This window comes from Bacillus sp. JK62 (assembly GCF_053663455.1).
On record NZ_JBSJQA010000006.1, the window covers coordinates 636,957 to 656,026 of the forward strand.

Genomic DNA, 19,070 nt, shown 5'->3' on the forward strand with positions numbered 1-19,070 from the left:
GACTTTTCGTCAGGAAACATGTTTTACAGCCTTCCCTGTCAGCATCTTCGGGTGAACGATTCCGTCAAATTCACCGTCAGCGGATAATGGCTTCGTGCTGATGCCGATCAGGCATTTTTCGCATGCGATCATCTCGTCTTTTGTTAAAATCGTGACGTAATCCGGCTTTAAACAGAGTAAAAATTGATTGTCCTGGCCGACGCCCCTGTATGGAATCAGCCTCAGCTTATCCGCATGACGGAACGAATCATCAAGCTGCTCTATCACTTCAAGCGGACTGGCGGATTTGATGAGGTCCGTTTCCTTTTCGCTGAGAATCGGAGCGAATTTGTCAATGTGAAGGATCATGACCGGCGTTTTCGTCAGCGGATCATACAGCTGATTCCCGGAATCCACCAATCCTTTCGCGCGGATTGTCTGTCCGCTGAATTCCGCCTGCACCATGACAAGTTCATCGTACTGAATGGACTTCGTCTCGATGTCTTCAATTCTCTTTTTCGAAAAAATCCATATGGCCGGAAATCCGATAACTACAAACATCCAGCTGATCGGGTCGCCGAATCCGGTCTGGCTTGTGACCATTACGCCTTGCTGCACAATTGATTCTGTCTGCAGCAGGGAATGTACGCCGATCATTCCCCCGCCGACGAGAAAAGTCGCGAAATAAAAAGCGAACAAATTTTGAAAAAAGTATCGGAACCGTTTAAAGCCAAAAGCCGTAAGCACGATGACTACCGAAAACGCCATTTTTCCCGCCGGATGCTCCACAAAGGGAGAAACAGGCGTAAACATCAGAAGCACAATGGCTGACCCGATAAAACCGCCGGCGGCCACTCTTCTTTTTTTCACTTGGCGTTTTAAAATAAAGGCGGTCAATAAAAGCAAAAGAGAATCAAAACAAAAGTTCAACAGCCAAATGACATCCAGATAGATTTTCACATCTGACCCCTTTCCTCTTTTGTCTTACATATCTGTTTCTCTCTCTTGTTTCATAAGTATAAAGCAAGCTCTGTGGGAAAGTCTGTCAATTAATGTTGAGGGTAAAGTACAATTTTTAAGGGATAACCGTTTTATTTGTCGAGGGCCGAAAAGGTTGATTTTCTATTGTCCCCTTCAACTAAAAAAGCGCTGCCGTGATCTGGCAGCGCTCTGTTTTACTCATTGATATAAAGTTTTCCTTTAGCCGTCTGTCTTGTTTCATTTCCGTAGTCATCTCTTGCGATAACGTCAATTTTTGCTCCGCTTGCTTTGATGGAAGAAGCCGCCGTCCAGTAACCCTCATATCGTCCCGGAGAAATTTCTCTCAGCGGAAGCTCTGTTGCGTTTTGGCTCCCTGCCCGGGCGTTTGTCAGAGGCAGACGGATCACGAAGGAAGCGTCTAATTTCTTTCCGCTTGAAAAAGCGATTTTCACTGATTCTCCGGCTTTTAATTCCTTATCCGCTCCGGGAACCAATCCGGAAATGACGGGAGCATTGTAATTGACATCGATTACCGTCTTTTTCGTTGTTTTGTTACCCGCTTCATCTGAGGCCGTGACCTTGATCTCATTGCTGCCGTTTTCCAGAAGGGTTCTCGCTTGATAAGAACCGTTATTTACTTCAGCTTTTTTTCCGTTCACCTTTACCCATTTTAAATGGTCGTCGTGCACTTTTCCTTTTACAGTCACTGCTTCTTTATTTGTTTTATCACCGTTTGCCGGACTGTCAATCGTCACATCAGGCTTATCCTCATCCAGTATGACCGTGACAGGGCGTGACTCGTCGGTTGACCCGCTGTCTGTCACAGATGCCGCCGTCAGCCGATTGGCATCTTTAGTGAGTGTGACACCGGCCTGGAAATTGCCGTCTGCATCTGCTTTCGTTTCTGCGGCGGTTTTACCGTTATTGGTAAGACGGACAGCGGTTTTTGGTGAAGCCGTTCCTTTCACCGTGATTGACTTCTTGTTTGTAAATGACCGGTCTTCAGGCGACGTTATCTCAGGCACAGAAGCTTCGTAGTCGACCAAAGCCCTGATCATAAAGTTTCCGTCTGATTTATCGGCTTTTGACCAGCGGCCGTCGAGGTATTGCCAGTTTCTGTTCGAGTACGGACTGCCGTCATCAGATGACAGGGCAGGTGTATAAGGATCGGGTTTCGTCTGACGGAACACAAGATAAAAATCCTTTCCGACCGCGATTCCTTTTGAGCTGAGATCCACTTTGGTCCACTCGCCGTTTCGAAGCGCTTCAGCTTGGAACGGGCCGGCAATTTTGCTGCCCGGAGCTCCAGCAGGGCCGGATGCATCATATACTTCTGCTTGAAATTCGGTACCGCCCGGATCAGGCCAGTCGGCGCCCCAAAATTTAAAAAGGCCTCCCGTCAGCATACCGTGTTCTTTTCCGTCTTTGAGGGTCATCTTAACGGCAGATTTGCTGCCGGCTTTAAAATATGACAGCGCGGCTTCTTCCGTCCCGTTATCATAGGCGATTTCCCCTTCATAACCGACATACGGCTTAAGCTTGACGTTTTTTTCAGCATCTCCTTTGATGTCCACAGAAAATTCGCTATTGTAAAAGCCTTTTGCCGCTACTTTGATTGTGTAGGAGCCTTCGTACGCCTTAAGCGAATATTCCCCTTTATCGTTTGTCACCGCCGGTTCAATTGCGGCATCCTCGGCCACATAAAGCGCAGCCCCTTTTACCGGTTCGCCTGTGGACTGATTGGTGATGGTTCCTTTTAGCGTGCCGGACGGCATTTGCTCCAGTGTAAAGTCTGCCTGCGCGGTTTTGTCTGATTGAATAGAAACTTGTTTCGAAGCGGACTTAAATCCGTAAGCCTCGGCTTTCAGCGTATAGCTTCCCGCCTTATGTGACATGCTGTAGCTTCCGCTTGCAGGGTCGGAATATACGGATTTCCCCGTCTCGGCGACACTGATTTGCGCTCTGAGCGGCAGGAGGTTTGTTTCACGTTTCACTCTTTTTCCGGGCGATTTCACTGCCGGTTTGGCCTGTTTCGGACTGACGGCCTTTTTCTTCAGGTGGCCGGGAGGTGTTTGTCTATTGTGTTTACTTTTTTTAGCCGCCTTGCCGAGAGGACTGCTTGAAAGCCGGACATCATCGATATACCACCCGTCTTCATTGAGTACTTCGTCAGACTGCATATTAAACATGAGCTTTATGTTTTGGCCTTTATACGCAGATAAATCTGCCTCTTCATCATTCCATCCTGCGGAATCACCATTGTAAACGGCCGCCTGCTCCCAATTTGATTTCCCTTCCGGCAGAACGAACACATACCCGTAATCAAAAAATTCTTCGAGCTTGTGCCAGCTTTTAAATTGTAAAAACAGCCGTCCTGTTTCCGGAACTTGTATCGGAGGCATCACCAAATTCATGTTGGCCGAATCGGCATATGGGCCGGACAGATTCGTCGCATACACTTTTTCTCCGGAAAATGCGGCGCCTGGCCCTGAACCCGGGATACCCCATTCCCATTGGTCATGTGTCCCGTAACTTGACCAGCCCGCCGGCTGTGATTCAAAATCCTCTTTGTATCCCGCCGTAATGCTCGGTTTCACGTCAGCCCGGTACGTATCAGATTCTACAGAATGACCCCCGAAATCTTTTATGGTCCATTTATAACTTATCTTGCTTCCCGTTATGTCCGGAATCTCCGCCTGGTATGTTCCCTTTTTTTCATCACCGCTTTTTTGAACGGCGGCTGTCGTTTTCCACTCTCCTTCATCAAACTGATAGGAGAGGATCACCTCAGTTACGCTTACATCATCTTCTGCTGTAACCGTTAACGGAAGGTTTGTCCCTTTGTAAGCCTCTGAGACCGGTTCATGACGAAAGCTGGGCGGATTGTGATCTTCGCCCGCAGAAGATACCTTGCCTTCTACGCTTCCGATTCCGTCCGTTACGGCAGAAACGGCATCAAAAGCGTTAACGAGACCGTGGCCGTAACCGTTATTCGGTGATTCCGGAAAAACGGAATCTGTCAGCTTTTCGGCGGTGCGCGTCAAAACGTCTTCCATTTCATCGACCGTAATAGAGGCGTTCGCCTGCCTTAACAAAGCCGCCGTCGCCGCCACATGCGGCCCGGCCATTGAAGTTCCGTCCCAGCCGCCTTCGTATGTTCCTCCAGGAATAGAAGAACGGATATTCACTCCCGGAGCCGAAATGTCCGGTTTTGTTTCATGATACGGTGAGGGGCCTTGAAGTGAGAAATCAGCGAGTTTCTTGTCGATGTCAGTCGCACCTGTCGCAAATGCTTCAGGATAATTGGCCGGATTTGCGATTGAACCCGGTCCTCCCGGTGTAAATAAGTCTTCATTTCCAGCAGAGAATTCAGGAAAAATCCCTGCCGCTCTCCACGCATTCACCATATCGCGATACCACTCGTCCATTCCCGAACCGCCCGCCCAGGAATTATTGACAACATCCGGCGCCATCTCGGGATGCGGCGTGCCGTTTTTATCTTTAGGCGCGAGCACCCATTCACCGGCATCCAAAATATCGGCATCGGTTCCTCCGTCATCTGAAAATGCTTTTACTGCGATCCATTTCGCCCCTGGAGCCACACCGATTTGATTTGAGCCGTCAGGTTCTGAACCCGTCATGGTCCCTGTTACATGAGTGCCGTGTTCAAGGTCATCATAGGGAGCGTCTTTATGGGATACGGCATCATACCAGTTCATTTCATGATTCGGTGCTGCGGGATTTTCAGGATCGTAACCCCGGTATTTTTCCTTAAGCGCGGGATGATCCCACTGAACTCCCGTATCAATGGAGGCGACAACCGTGCCGGTTCCGTCGTATCCTGAGGCCCAGGCCTGCGGCGCATCAATTTGGCTGATATTCCATTCGATGCCTTCCTTTGCTTTAATCTCTTTTTGTTTTTTCTTCATTTGAAAAGGAGCTTTTGATTGCCGTTGAGTAAGCTGACGTTTTTCATTCGGAAGAACTTTTTCTACTTCAGGAAATGAGGCGGCTTTTTCCATTACCTCTTTCGAAGCAGTGACTGCCATTCCGTTGACAATATAATAGGAATGGATGTGATCAGCCTTTCCTTTCTTTTTTTGTTTTTCCAAATATGTTTTCAGATTCTGCTGCGCATCATGAGCCGCCAGTTTTAAAGAAGAAACGACGGCTGACCGCTTTTGATATTCGGTTTTTGCTGCGGAAAGCGATTGAGACTCGGCATTTTTTTCTGCTTCTTTGACCGCTTTTTTCGTATTGGCTTTCTCTTTAAATTTGATAAGAAACGTGACTTTATCATTTTTTTCAAAACGCTTCTTGACTGAATCGGAAATCTTATGCTGAATGCTCTTAGAGGAAGAAAGATCTTTGGTGAAAGAAACTGCCCCCGGTGTGCTGTTCGCTCCGGCTGCACCCGGAAACAACAGTGAACTGACGACAATCGCGCTTAAAACGGAGCCTGTCCATCTGTTTCTTGTTTTTTTCTTCAATCGTATCCCCCCTTATTTGGTAACGCCCTATAAAATGTGTATCCCTCCTTCATAATTGGAATCGTTTGTCATTTCGATGCTGTACGTTAAATGTAGACAATCTTCCATTCAGATATTGTCACATTCTGTAGAAAGCCGTATGAAACTAAAAAACAATCAATTCGTCATAGGTATAAAGTTTCTTTTTTCACTGTATAGATCATGAGGGATAGGAAGGAAGACTGTGCACAAAAAAGAAAAAGGACAAAACCATGTGGTCTTGTCCTTTTTTACATCAGCCGCGTTTGTTGCGGTTTCTTAAAAATGTAGGAATGTCGAGAGCATCATCCGCCGGCTGTGATGTATGGCGGTTCACCGTGTTTTGATGCTGTGTTTCTTCTCGTTTCGGCTCACGTTTCGCAGCGTTTTGGCTTTGAGACTTCAATCCTTGGTTTAAATTCGGACGCTGCGGTTTTGAGTCATCTTTTTCCTGTTCGATAAAACCGGTCGCAATAACGGTGACGACGATTTCATCTTTCAGATTTTCATTGATAACTGAACCGAAAATCATATTGACATCAGGGTCAGATGCAGAAGCGACGATGTCGGCTGCTTCCTGCACTTCGTAGAGGCTCAGGTTTGTACCTCCCGTAATGTTCATCAAAACACCTTGCGCTCCGTCGATTGCCGCTTCCAGTAACGGACTGGAGATCGCCTTTTTGGCGGCTTCAGCAGCACGGCTTTCGCCCGTAGCGATCCCGATACCCATCAATGCTGAACCTTTGTTGGACATGATGGTTTTGACATCGGCAAAGTCCAAGTTGATTAAACCAGGCGTTGCGATGAGGTCAGAGATACCTTGCACCCCTTGGCGAAGCACGTTATCAGCTTCACGGAATGCTTCAAGCATCGGTGTGTTTTTATCGACAATTTCAAGAATGCGGTCATTCGGAATAACGATCAGTGTGTCAACGGCTTCTTTCATTGCCGTGATACCGCCTGCAGCCTGCAGCTGGCGTTTTCTTCCTTCAAATGTAAACGGTCTTGTTACGACACCGACAGTCAAAGCGCCTAAGTCCTTTGCGATTTGCGCGATCACCGGTGCGGCTCCCGTTCCGGTACCGCCTCCCATTCCGGCTGTAACGAACACCATGTCAGCGCCTTTTAGCGCTTCTTCGATTTGTTCCTTACTTTCTTCAGCGGCTTTTTTGCCGACTTCCGGATTCGCTCCCGCTCCGAGACCGCGGGTCAGCTTTTCCCCGATCTGCATTTTCACTTCCGCTTTTGACAGGTTAAGAGCTTGCGCGTCCGTGTTTACCGCAATGTACTCTACACCCTGCACTTCATTTTCAATCATTCGGTTGACCGCGTTATTACCGCCGCCTCCTACTCCGATTACTTTAATTGATGCTAAGCCGTCTATGTTTGTTTCGAAATCCAACATGCTAAATCCTCCTAATCTGCCGAATGACTATCAATCTATTCCCAAAACATGCTTAATAGTTTTTTCATTTTGCTCGGTTTGTTGTGTTCGGCTTGTGTTTTTTGTTTTGCTTTTGGACGCTGCTGCGCCTCAGGCCGCTGATGATGTTCTTCTTCGTGAGAGACCGCGATTTCCTGCACGGCTTCTTCCGGCATATGAAAGCCTATTTTTCTTCCCTGAATTCTGGCATTTCGGCAGGCAAATTGTATCAAGCCGACACCCGTCATATACTGAGGGTCTCTTACACCGATATAATTCGGGCTTGCGACCCTTACATTGTGCCTCAGCACTTCCTGTGCCAATGAAAGCACTCCGGGCATTGCGGCCTGTCCGCCGGTCAGCACAAAGCCGCCGGGCAGATCTGTAATTCCCATATGCTCAATTTCGGCTGCGGCAATCTCAAGAATCTCTTCCACTCTTGCTTCAATAATATTGGCAATTTCCTGCTGTGTAAAAGATTGCTTTTGATTCGTTCCTATGACGGTGACTTCAAATACTTCATCTTCTGAAGCCTCATCGTAGAATGCATGTCCGAATTGTTTTTTTACTCTTTCAGCCTCTTCGGTGGAAGTGCGCAATCCGATCGATACATCTTTCGTGATGTTTTCGCCTCCGAGCGGAATGACGGCTGTCTCCTTCAGGTGCCCCTGTTCAAATACCGCCACCGTCGTCGAGCCGCCGCCGATATCAATCATGGCGACTCCGAGGTTTTTTTCGTCTTTTGACAAAGCCGCCGAACCGGCCGCAAGCGGCTGCAGGCAGATATCAGTAATTTCAACGCCCGCTCTCTCCACACAGCGAAGTAAATTATGTAAGATCGTTTTGGAGCCGGTAATCAGCGTGCCTTCTACTTCCAGGCGCACACCGAGCATTTTTTTCGGATCGGTAATTTCGTCTCTTCCGTCAACGATAAACTGTTTCGGAATGACGTCAACGATCAGCTGCTCGTGCGGAACCGACACGACCTGTGCCGCTTCCATTACCCTGCGGACGTCTTCAACGTGAATTTCTTTGTTTTCACTGGAAACAGCGACAACGCCGTTCGTATCTTGAATATGAATATAATTTCCATTAACGCCGACAATGGCTTTTTTCAGCGGAAAACCTACCATTCTTTCAGCTTGGTCAAACGCTTTTCTTATAGAATGAACGGTTTCATCTATATCAACGATTGAGCCTTTTTTCAACCCTTCAGACGGTACATTTCCCACTCCGATAATGTTAAGGGAATCATCTGTCATTTCTCCGACGATCACTTTTGTATTGGACGTACCGATGTCAAGACTGACGTAAAGTTCATTGTTGTTCATTCTATGGCACCTCCTCACATTTCGATCAAATTCTATTCTATTATTTGCGGAACAACAATACAATGGATGTGGCTTTACAAGTGTGTAACAAAAACAACAGCATCAACAAATTTCTATCTGATTTCTCACAATTTATGTTTAATGAAACTATTCGTTATATTCTATGTATATCCTCTTTTATATCGCATTTTTTTTATTTTTTTTAGAGACGGACCACCTTACCGTAAGATTTCCTGTCACGGTGCCATAATGTGCAAACCAGATGCAAATATACCCGCTTTCCATTAGTCTACACTAAGATGAACCTCCAGAAAAGCTATAGATATTGCCAGAAACATCCGAAAAAAGAAGAAACAGGAGGAAAATTCCAAATGCAATGCTCATTAAAGAAGACACGCCCATTGCATTGAGAATTTTCCGCTTGTCCGGCAGCCTATCCCAGGCAAAAACAAACATAGTCATAATTATTCCGCTATCGGTTATATCGGCTGCCCCGCTGATTATAATAGATTCTTTTGAATCACCTCTAAATTAGTTCTTTAGAACTATTAATCATTTTCTTTTTTCTTGCCGGATTTACCTTTGTTAAATTCTTCAAAATACGTAGCGACTTCTAAGTGGATAATCCCCTTTTTCCCGCCGTCCAGCTGGGAAACGATAGAAGGATAGGTCTTCATCCGGTCGGCAAATGTTTTAATAGAAGCGGTAACTACATACCCGTCGTTCATATACAGCTTGATCCGGTCCTGATCCATTTTTACCGGTGTATAATAGATTTCAGAAATCGACTGCTTTAGCGAACCGGAAAGCTTATCAAGCTGTTCCGCCATTTTGACCCGCTTTTTCGCGTTTGTCCAGTCAACCAAAATCGGGCCCGCGTCATCCGGCGTGACTTCGTTCGGCAGCACGGTGCCGTTCTCCAGCACTTCATAATACACATCATTCCGCTGCAGATACGCGATCGTCTTGTATTCTTCAATGTGAATGCTGACTTTATTAGGAAATACTTTTGAAAGATCCGCCTTTTTCACCAGTTTATTCTGCTCAATCTTTTCTTCTGTTTTTTTCTTGTTCAGACTCCAGAACTCGGTTTGTCCGTTATGTATATCAGAAAGCGCGTTGATCTCTTTTACAGACACGTTTTCGTTTCCGGAAACGGTGACAGAAGACACTTTGCTGATCGGCATCTGCAAGTACACGATGATCAGCACCATCATAAAAAAGAGCACAATGAATGAAATCAGCCGGCGGTTTGCTTTTTGTTTCCGCTGCTCTTTGATTTTCGGAATCCGCTCTTCAATATTTACGATTTTTTCTCTTTCATGATTTGGGTTCACTGCCTGTCCACCTCACTAAGAATGAAACAGCTTGACATTCGTCTGATTGAAAAACAAACGGCATGCTGTGATGCCGTTTGACATTTGTTAAAAGTATATCACATGAGCTCATGTAAATCAGAGAACCTTTTAACGATTCCCTCCGATGATTTCAACTTCTGTATGCATGTCAACATCATACTGCTCACGGATTGTCTTTTTCACATACTCAATCAGGTCAAGAACGTCCTTGGCAGTCGCTCCGCCGGCATTGACGATAAAATTCCCGTGCATTTCGGATACTTTCGCTCCGCCGATCTGATGTCCTTTTAATCCCGCTTTTTCAACGAGGTTTCCGGCATGATTCGGCAGCGGATTTCTGAATATGCTTCCGGCGCATGGGCTTGAATACGGCTGCGTATTTTTTCTGTAATCTTTGTTCTGCTGCATTTGCGCCGTAATGGCTTCCCGTTCCTTTTGCTCAAGCTGAAGAACTGCCTCGAGACAGACGCCGGGGCGTTTTTTCTGCAAAACAGACGTTCTGTAGCTGAAATCCATCTCTTCGTTTGTCAGCCATTCGATTGTGCCGTCTTCAAATAAGATACGGGCTTTCACAAGAATCTCACTCATATCAGATCCGTGCGCCCCGGCATTCATATAGACGGCCCCGCCGATTGATCCGGGGATGCCCGCTGCAAATTCGAGACCGGACATTCCTTTTTTACTCATGGAAGTCGCAAGCCGGACGACCGAATAGCCGCCTCCGACCGTCACCTGATCACCGTCAATCTCCAAATGATCCAGACCTGCGCCCAGTTTGATGACAACTCCTCTTATGCCTTCATCAAGCACGAGCAGATTTGAACCGCGGCCGATAACCGTCCATGGCAGATCATGTTTCTTCACAATATCCATAATATCTTTGACCGCTTCCACACGGTTGGGGATGATTAAAATGTCCGCCGGACCGCCGATTTTCATCGTTGTATGGTTCGCGAGCGGTTCTTGTTCCAGCACTTTGCCGACTTCGCGGTCTCTTAATTCCTGAATTACGTTCTCCATCATAAACCTCCGCATTCCATTTGCTCTATTTTTTTATGTCTTCCATGATACTGTACAGTCTGGCTGCCGCATCCGGAACACCGAGTGATTTTGTCCGCTCACTCATGTCTTTTAAGGTTTCTTCATTCATGACGATTTTGTCCAGCGCAGCGATCAGTTTTTCTCCGCTGAGCTCGGTTTCCTTCAGTACGATTGCAGCGTCATGCTGGCTGAGCGCCTTCGCATTGACTTCCTGGTGATTGGCTGTCACATACGGGCTCGGAATAAGCACGCTCGGAATGCCGAGAGCGGTGATCTCCGCAATCGTCGTCGCTCCGGCTCTTGCCACAATGACATCAATTGATTGTAAGTACTCCGGCATTTGGTGCAAAAACGGTTTTGTCACCATATTATCAGCGGCTTTTCCGCCTTTCAGCTCAGCCGTTACCTTCTCGTAATGCACTTCCCCGGTAATATAAAGCACTTGGTAAGGTCTCGTTTTCAATTCTTCCTGCATATCTATAACGGCACGGTTAATGGGAGCCGCGCCTCTGCTTCCGCCGAAAATGAGCACCGTTTTTTGATTATCTTTCAGCCCGAACTCAGTTAATGAGCGGCCTGTCTTAATTGAGACGACTTCAGAGGCTCTCGGGTTTCCCGTAAACACAACTTTTTCAGCAGGAAAATGTGATTTTGCCTCTTCAAAGCAAATTGCCACCTTATTAACATATTTCGAGAGAAACTTATTTGTGATGCCTGGAAGGCTGTTTTGCTCATGAATGATCGTCGGAATTCCCATTTTTGCCGCCGCGTATACAACCGGACCGCATACATAGCCGCCTGTACCGATAACGGCATCCGGTTTAAACTCTTTTAAATATGATTTGCTTTTCTTCACGCCTTTTAAGAAACGCATGACGGTTTTTACATTTTCAAAAGAAAGTTTTCGTTTGAAACCTGTAATTTCAATGGCGCGGAACGGGATATTTTCCCGTTCAACAATTTTTTTCTCAAGACCGTTCTCTGTTCCGATATACAAAAATTCCACATCCGGATGCCGGCGCTGAACTTCTTTAATAAAGGCCAAAGCCGGATAAATATGTCCTCCGGTTCCGCCTCCGCTTACTGCAATACGCATTCGTATGTCCCCCTTAATCACATAGCGATAACCCTGTTTTTTAGGACAGGGTTATTGATGTTGTCTGTTTTTTTATAGATAACGAATAGATCATGAGTGATGAGGCAAGATACAGATCAATACCTCGAGTACCGGCTGACATTTAAAAGCACGCCGACCGCTGCGAGCATCAGCGTCAGTGATGAGCCTCCGTAGCTTAAAAACGGCAGCGTAATTCCTGTTACCGGGATCAGCCCCGTCACAACGCCGATATTAATCATGACTTGAATAGCTATCATAGAAATAATACCGATGGCGACAAAGCTTCCGTATAAATCCGGCGCGCCGAGGGCAATCCTGACGCCCCGCCATAATAAAATACTGAACAGCAGCAATATGAGCGAACCGCCGATAAAGCCGAGTTCCTCAGATAAAATAGCAAAAATAAAATCGGTTTGCGGCTCCGGCAGGTAAAAAAACTTTTGCCGGCTTTGGCCGAGCCCCATCCCGAACAGTCCGCCCGGACCTACGGCATAGAGCGACTGAATGATCTGAAATCCGCTTCCAAGCGGATCCTCCCACGGGTTTAAGTAAGAGGTAATCCGTTTAATCCGATAAGGAGCGGACAGAACAAGCGCCGCAAATCCGCTTAAACCGATGAGTCCGAGAAACGCGAAATGAGCGATTCGCGCACCGGATACAAAAATCATCACGATGCACGTGCCCACCATTACCGTCCCCGTTCCCAGGTCCGGCTGGCACATAATAATAATAAATGCAGAAAACACGATTCCGAGCGCGGGAACGAATCCGCGTCTGAATGACGTAATATTCTTCTGTTTTTCAGAAAGAAATTTAGCCAGAAACGCAATCATCGCGAGTTTCATAAACTCCGAAGGCTGAATGCTGAACGCTCCCACTCCGATCCAGCTTCTTGAACCGTTCCGCACCATTCCGACTCCCGGAATCAGCACAAGCACAAGCAGAAAAAAACAAATGATCAGAAGCAGCTTCGACCATGTGCGCCATGTCCAATAATCCACATTCATAATGAAAAACATGGCAATGACGCCGATCCCCGCAAACAGCAGCTGCCGTTTTGCGAAGAAAAACGAGTCGTCAAATTTATAATCCGCCCATACCGCACTTGCACTGTAGACCATAATTAATCCTATTGTTAAAAGCAATAACGTAATAATAACTAATAACAAATCAGGCGCTGTTTTTTTAGTAGTCAAAGCAATCGACACCCCAAGCATAAGTCATTTAGGGCTGCCGATGAACAGAGACAAGCCCTTACTTAAGCATATGCACGGCATCTATAAACATGTCACCGCGTTCTTCAAATGTTTTGAACTGATCCCAGCTTGCACACGCGGGTGACAAGAGGATGACGTCTCCTTCATTTGAGAGCGCAAACGCCGCAGATACTGCTTGTTCAACATTATCGACACGTTTGACATGTTGTATTCCCAGCTCATTGCCCAGTTTTTCTATCTTCGGCGCTGTCTGTCCGAACGTCAGGACCGCTTTGACATTGTCCATATACGGTTTCAGATCGTCAAAACCGTTGCCGCGGTCCAGTCCGCCTGCAAGAAGAATAACCGGTGCTTTGAACGCGGAGAGCGCTTTGCTTGTAGCCAAAATATTCGTCGCTTTGCTGTCATTATAAAATTTACGATTCCGGATCGCTGTTACATACTGCAGACGGTGTTTGACACCGGTAAAGCTTGTCAGCACCTTCTGAATCGCTTTATTAGACGCGCCCGCCGTTTTTGCCGCGGCTACAGCGGCCAATATATTTTCTAAATTGTGCGCGCCCGGCAGCACGATGTCATCAACAGGCAGAATCGCTTCATCGCCGAACATCAGCATTCCGTCTTTAATAAATGCGCCGCTTGACAGTTCCTGATGAACTGAAAACGGAACGGTGCCGGCTTTTCCGCTTTCGGCAAGCCGCACGACTGTTTCATCGCTTTGATTCACGATGGCCGTATCACTCTCAAGCTGATGAAGATACACGTTCTGCTTGGCTTTTTCATAGTTTTCACGGCTGTGATGGTAATCCAAATGAGCGTCGAACACATTTAAAATCAGGCCGATTTCAGGTCTGAACGCATGAGTCCCCATAAGCTGGAACGAAGAAAGCTCTGTAACGATCCATTCATCACCGTCAGCATGATAAGCCACTTCACTGGCGACAGTGCCGATATTCCCTGCGATCAGCGCCTTTATCGAGTCAGCTTTCAGCATTTCATAAATCAGGGTCGTCGTTGTTGTTTTCCCGTTTGAACCTGTAATGCCGATGAATTTTGCAGTGGTGATATAATACGCAAGCTCGATTTCCGTCCAGACCGGGATGCCTCTTCTTTGCGCTTCCTCCACCATGATATTTTCATACGGGATTCCGGGGTTTTTGATCAGAATGGTAATGTGATGCTGATCAAAAAGTGACGTCGGATGCTCACCGCAGATGACCTCGATCCCTCTTTCTGAAAGCCTTTGGGCAGGTTCGTTCTCTTCAAAGGCTTTTTGATCATTTACGACGACGTTAATGCCTTTTTCATGAAGAATCGACGCAGCCGCATATCCGCTTTTCGCCAGTCCGAGGACCAGAAAGTTTTGTTTTCGCAAAAAAAGTTCGTTTTCCACTTATAACCACACCTCGATGTAAATTCCTAAAACGGCAAGCAGCAGTCCCGCAGTCCAGAATGTGACGACAACTCTCCATTCAGACCATCCGACCAATTCGTAATGGTGGTGAAGCGGACTCATCTTAAAGATTCGTTTTCCTGTCGTTTTAAAGCTGATGACTTGTAAGATAACAGATAAGGTCTCAATAACAAAAACTCCGCCGATAATGACGAGCAGAATTTCAAGCTTCGTCAGAATGGCAACGGTCACGATCGCTCCTCCGAGCGCAAGCGAACCGGTATCCCCCATAAATACTTTGGCGGGATGGGCGTTGAATACAAGAAAACCGAGAACGGCGCCGACAACGGCAACCGAGAAAATCGCAACGTCATATTGTGACTGGTTCCACGCAAGGATGGCGAAAGCGCCGAATGCGATAGCCGCGGTACCGGACAAGAGACCGTCCAGACCGTCTGTCAGGTTGACGGCATTTGAACCTCCGACAAGCATAAAGAGAACGAGGATAAAGTATCCCCAGCCGAGATCGATTGACAGATGTGTGCCCGGCACCCTGATGCCGGTTGAAAAATGGCAATAATGATATACTCCGTAAAATACAATGGCAATAATGATCTGGCCGATCAATTTCTGCTTCGACGTCAATCCGAGATTCCGTTTCATTACTACTTTAATATAGTCATCCAGAAAGCCGAGCAGGCCGTATCCGATCGTAACAAACAGCAGAAGAAACATTTCCGCGCTCAGATGCGAAAATTTCTGCGTCATGACAATCGCCGTAATGGCGATGGATACGATAATCATGACCCCGCCCATCGTCGGCGTCCCTGATTTTTTCATATGTGATTTCGGCCCCTCTTCCCTGATACTTTGGCCGAATTTTAAACGTCTTAAAAACGGGATAAGAATCGGAGATATCAGAACACTGATTAAAAATCCCATTATTATTGTAAATAAAATCACTTGCTCAAGCATTGCTCTTTTCTCCTCCCGTTTCGTTCAAACGACATACGTATTTATCATATTCACATTGTGTCCCCGTAATTCTTTTCATTTCCCTCATTCTAACACTCTTTCCTGTTTTACTTTTTATTCAGCTCAACAATAGCTCTTCCCGCTACTTCGGCGTCATCAAAGTCGAATGTTTCATTGCCGATCTGCTGATAGGTTTCATGCCCTTTCCCGGCAATCAGAACCACATCTCCCTTTTTCGCGTTGGCAATGGCAAAAAAGATAGCCTGCTCGCGGTTTGCGATACTGTGATAGTAGGTGCCTTCTACCCCTCTTTCCATATCTCTTAATATGGCCAGCGGGTCTTCGCTTCTCGGGTTATCTGAAGTGAAAATCGGTTCGTCGGCAATCCGCACCGCAATTTCCGCCATTTTCGGGCGTTTCGTTTTATCCCGGTCTCCGCCGCAGCCGACGACGACGAAAAGCTTGCCCTCTGTCATGTCTTTGCATGTATTCAGAACGTTTTCCAGACTGTCAGGCGTGTGCGCGTAATCGACGATCACAGGAAACGGCTGATTATGATTCACCAGTTCAAACCGGCCTCTGACACCTTGCAGCTCTTCAAGAGCGCTTGTGATCGTATCAAACGGCAGACCCGCTGCGATCGCTGTCGCCGCTGCAGCCAGTACGTTATACACGTTGAAGCGGCCGACGAGTGAAACCGTGATCTGCTTTGTTCCTTTTGGCGTAACAAGTTCAAAACTTGTGCCTTGCGCAGAGATCTCGATTTGTTTCGCCATGACATCGGCATCGTTCTCGATTCCGTATGTAAGGATGTGCGCCGCCGTCACTTTTTCAAAGTAAGCACTGGCTTTGTCATCTGCGTTTAAAACGGCCCGCTTCGGCTTTTCATGGTTAAAGGAGCCGCCCAGCTGGGAAAACAGGAGGCTTTTAGCCTGTCTGTAGTCTTCCATCGTCTTGTGATAGTCTAAATGGTCCTGCGTCAGGTTCGTGAATACGGCGATATCATAATCGCAGCCGTGAACCCTGCCGAGTGACAGAGCGTGAGAAGACACTTCCATAATAGCTGTGTCAACATGCTCATCATTCATTTTCTTGAACGTTTTTTGCAGTGTGACGCTTTCGGGCGTTGTATTTTTGACCGGGAATGTCTCATCCCCGATTTTAATGTACATCGTTCCGATTAAACCGGTCTGTCTTCCCGCTTTTTTGAAAATCTCATCAACCATGTGCGTCGTTGATGTTTTGCCGTTTGTGCCGGTGATGCCGATAAGCTGAAGCTGCTTTGTCGGCTGCCCGTAAAACGCGTCAGAAAGAACGCTGAGCGCCCGCTGTGACCGGCGGACGATAATGACAGGGACATCGACGTCAAGCTCTTTCTCGGCAACGATGGCCGCTGCGCCGTTTTCTGCGGCTTTTTGAGCGAAATCATGTCCGTCTACCGTATACCCTTTTATACACACAAAAAGACTCCCTTTTCTCACTTCCCTGGAGTCCATCTCAATTGAAGTTATGTCAGGGTCATGAAAGTCATTTTGAACAGGTTCGGCCATTAAATATGTAAGCAGCTTTGTAAGTTTCATTGTATCAAACCTCTCAGAAATTCTATTCATTCTTTTATCATGATAACCGTTTATAAAAGTCAGAATGGCTTTTAAACATACAGTTCATATTTTAGCGTAAATAAAAGGATACATCCAGTTAATCTTAAAAGTTATCTTCTTTTTTTCTCTTTATGATAAAAGGCAGCCGAAAACAATCGGCTGCCTCAAAAAGACTCATTCTTCACTCAAGTAAACACGGATCTTTGAGCCTTCTTTTACTTTCGTTCCGGCTGCAGGTGATTGTTTCACAATTTTGCTTCCTTTTCCTGAGGAGTCAATATTCAAATTGACAAGCAGCGACTCAAGATCAGAGACAGACATCCCTACAACATTCGGAACCTCTATTGTTTTTGTGTCGTTCCATTGATATTTTTTCTCGATTTGATTTTTTCGCGGTTTCACGCCGAGCTCCGGCAGACTGTCTCTCATCATATTTCCGACAATCGGCGCGGCGACGGTTCCCCCGAATTGAATCGTGCCTTTCGGATTATCAACCGCGACATACACGACAAGGCTCGGGTCATCAGCCGGCGCAAAACCGATAAAGGAGACGATATGGTTGTTTTCGAGATATTTGCCGTCTTTGACCTTTTGTGCGGTACCTGTTTTTCCGCCGACGCGATATCCTTCCACAAAGGCATTCCGCCCCGTTCCCTGAGCGACGACGCTTTCTAAAGCATATCTGATCTGCTTTGACGTTTCCTGGGAAATAACTTGCCTTTTCGCAATCGGCGATTGTTTCTTAACGGTTTTTTTCGTAACGGGATCAACCCACTCTTTGGCGATAAACGGAGTATAAAGCGTTCCGCCGTTTATTGCTGCGGAAACGGCTGCCACCTGCTGAATCGGCGTGACGGAAACCCCTTGTCCGAAAGCGGTTGTCGCCTGTTCGACCGGGCCGACTCTGTCTAGCGGGAATAAGATCCCCGTTCCTTCCCCTTGCAGATCAATGCCTGTTTTTTTTCCAAAGCCGAAGTCCTTAATATATTGAAACAGCTTTTGTTTTCCGAGCCGTTCCCCCAGCTGTACAAACCCAGGGTTGCAGGAATTTTGAACGACTTCAAGATAAGATTGCGAGCCGTGGCCGCCCTTTTTCCAGCATCGGAGGCGGGCGCCGTCAACCTCGGCAAATCCTTTGTCATAAAAGTGGTCTCTTTGCAAGTTTACTTTTTGCTCTTGGAGAGCCGCCGCAAGCGTAATAATCTTAAAGGTCGAACCCGGTTCATATGTGCTCCATACCGGCAGGTTCCGGTTGTAAACGGACGGATCTACGGATTGATAGTCAGCCGGATCAAAATCAGGACGGCTTGACATACCGAGCACTTCCCCGTTTTTCGGATTCATTGCGACCGCAATCATTCCGTCTGGGTTATATTTCGCCGCTGCATTGTCGAGCTCTCTTTCTATAATCGTCTGAACCTTGGCGTCAATCGTCAATTTCATATCAAGTCCGTCTTTCGGAGGGGTGTAATCATCCGCTTCATCAGGCATTTTCTTCCCCTTGGCATCCGTATAAAATTTCACTGATCCCTTTACACCTTTTAAGTCATCATCATAATAAGCCTCCAATCCGAGAAGGCCCTGGTTATCAATACCGGCAAAACCGAGAACATGAGACAAAAAGCTTCCGTACGGATAATGGCGGATGCTGTCTTCAGCCACATAAACCCCTTTTAAGTCGAGCGCTTTGATTTCTTTCGCTTTTTTATTGGAAATTTTCCGCCCCTCGGGTGAGATTTTTTCGATGGAGGTTTTCTTAGTAATGTGTTTGTAGACCTTCTCTTCCGACATATTTAAAACTGACGCGAGAAGCTTGCCCGTTTTTATGGGATTTTGAATCTGGCGCGGTACGACAAAGACGGTCGGCGCGCTTTTATTCGTAGCCAGCTTCACGCCGTTTCGGTCAAGGATCTCTCCCCGCTCAGGCTCAAACGGCAAATTCCGGCTCCAGGAATCCTTAGCCAGTGAAGTCAGCTTTTCTCCCATCACAAATTGGACATAGCCTAATCTGCTGTCAATGATCAAAAAAATGATTACGCCAAAAAGCAAAACCAGTAATAAACGTTTTCGAACCGTTACATTTGAAACGCGCAAGGGACCGTCCACTCCTTATTTAGGCTTGTTTCAATTTATGCCTCAGCTTGGA

At 46.7% G+C, this 19,070-nt stretch carries 12 protein-coding genes; all 12 read right to left on the reverse strand.

Features of this window, described 5'->3' with window-relative positions; translation table 11 throughout:
- Nucleotides 1-9: 9 nt before the first annotated feature.
- Nucleotides 10-939 carry a sigma-E processing peptidase SpoIIGA gene (gene spoIIGA, locus ACWJJ4_RS16440; RefSeq protein WP_070081792.1) on the reverse strand — a complete coding sequence of 310 codons (930 nt, stop codon included), beginning with the start codon at nucleotides 937-939 and terminating at the stop codon, nucleotides 10-12.
- A gap of 215 nt (nucleotides 940-1,154) precedes the next feature.
- Nucleotides 1,155-5,450: a S8 family serine peptidase gene (locus ACWJJ4_RS16445; protein ID WP_454021811.1), complete on the reverse strand. Its 4,296-nt coding sequence runs from the start codon at nucleotides 5,448-5,450 to the stop codon at nucleotides 1,155-1,157.
- Between the two features lie 274 nt (nucleotides 5,451-5,724).
- A complete protein-coding gene (gene ftsZ / locus ACWJJ4_RS16450) occupies nucleotides 5,725-6,873 on the reverse strand; it encodes a cell division protein FtsZ (RefSeq protein WP_070081790.1) in 1,149 nt (382 codons plus the stop codon).
- Nucleotides 6,874-6,908: 35 nt separating this feature from the next.
- A complete protein-coding gene (ftsA, locus tag ACWJJ4_RS16455; protein ID WP_077722176.1) occupies nucleotides 6,909-8,222 on the reverse strand; it encodes a cell division protein FtsA in 1,314 nt (437 codons plus the stop codon).
- A gap of 548 nt (nucleotides 8,223-8,770) precedes the next feature.
- Nucleotides 8,771-9,559, reverse strand: coding sequence for a cell division protein FtsQ/DivIB (locus ACWJJ4_RS16460; RefSeq protein ID WP_024085278.1), 789 nt, complete (start codon nucleotides 9,557-9,559; stop codon nucleotides 8,771-8,773).
- Nucleotides 9,560-9,688: 129 nt separating this feature from the next.
- Nucleotides 9,689-10,600, reverse strand: a complete 912-nt coding sequence (murB, locus tag ACWJJ4_RS16465) for a UDP-N-acetylmuramate dehydrogenase (protein WP_015388267.1) — start codon at nucleotides 10,598-10,600, stop codon at nucleotides 9,689-9,691.
- A gap of 25 nt (nucleotides 10,601-10,625) precedes the next feature.
- Nucleotides 10,626-11,717, reverse strand: coding sequence for an undecaprenyldiphospho-muramoylpentapeptide beta-N-acetylglucosaminyltransferase (gene murG / locus ACWJJ4_RS16470; protein ID WP_003154428.1), 1,092 nt, complete (start codon nucleotides 11,715-11,717; stop codon nucleotides 10,626-10,628).
- 116 nt (nucleotides 11,718-11,833) lie between these two features.
- Nucleotides 11,834-12,934, reverse strand: a complete 1,101-nt coding sequence (gene spoVE, locus ACWJJ4_RS16475) for a stage V sporulation protein E (protein ID WP_003154430.1) — start codon at nucleotides 12,932-12,934, stop codon at nucleotides 11,834-11,836.
- A gap of 58 nt (nucleotides 12,935-12,992) precedes the next feature.
- On the reverse strand, nucleotides 12,993-14,348 hold the full coding sequence (gene murD / locus ACWJJ4_RS16480) for a UDP-N-acetylmuramoyl-L-alanine--D-glutamate ligase (RefSeq protein WP_182068848.1): 1,356 nt from the start codon (nucleotides 14,346-14,348) through the stop codon (nucleotides 12,993-12,995).
- Entirely contained in the window at nucleotides 14,349-15,323 is a 975-nt protein-coding gene (mraY, locus tag ACWJJ4_RS16485) for a phospho-N-acetylmuramoyl-pentapeptide-transferase (protein ID WP_007409707.1), read from the reverse strand.
- 107 nt (nucleotides 15,324-15,430) lie between these two features.
- Nucleotides 15,431-16,903, reverse strand: a complete 1,473-nt coding sequence (locus tag ACWJJ4_RS16490) for a UDP-N-acetylmuramoyl-L-alanyl-D-glutamate--2,6-diaminopimelate ligase (protein WP_014417717.1) — start codon at nucleotides 16,901-16,903, stop codon at nucleotides 15,431-15,433.
- A gap of 195 nt (nucleotides 16,904-17,098) precedes the next feature.
- Nucleotides 17,099-19,018 carry a stage V sporulation protein D gene (locus ACWJJ4_RS16495; protein ID WP_003154438.1) on the reverse strand — a complete coding sequence of 640 codons (1,920 nt, stop codon included), beginning with the start codon at nucleotides 19,016-19,018 and terminating at the stop codon, nucleotides 17,099-17,101.
- Between the last annotated feature and the right edge of the window lie 52 nt (nucleotides 19,019-19,070).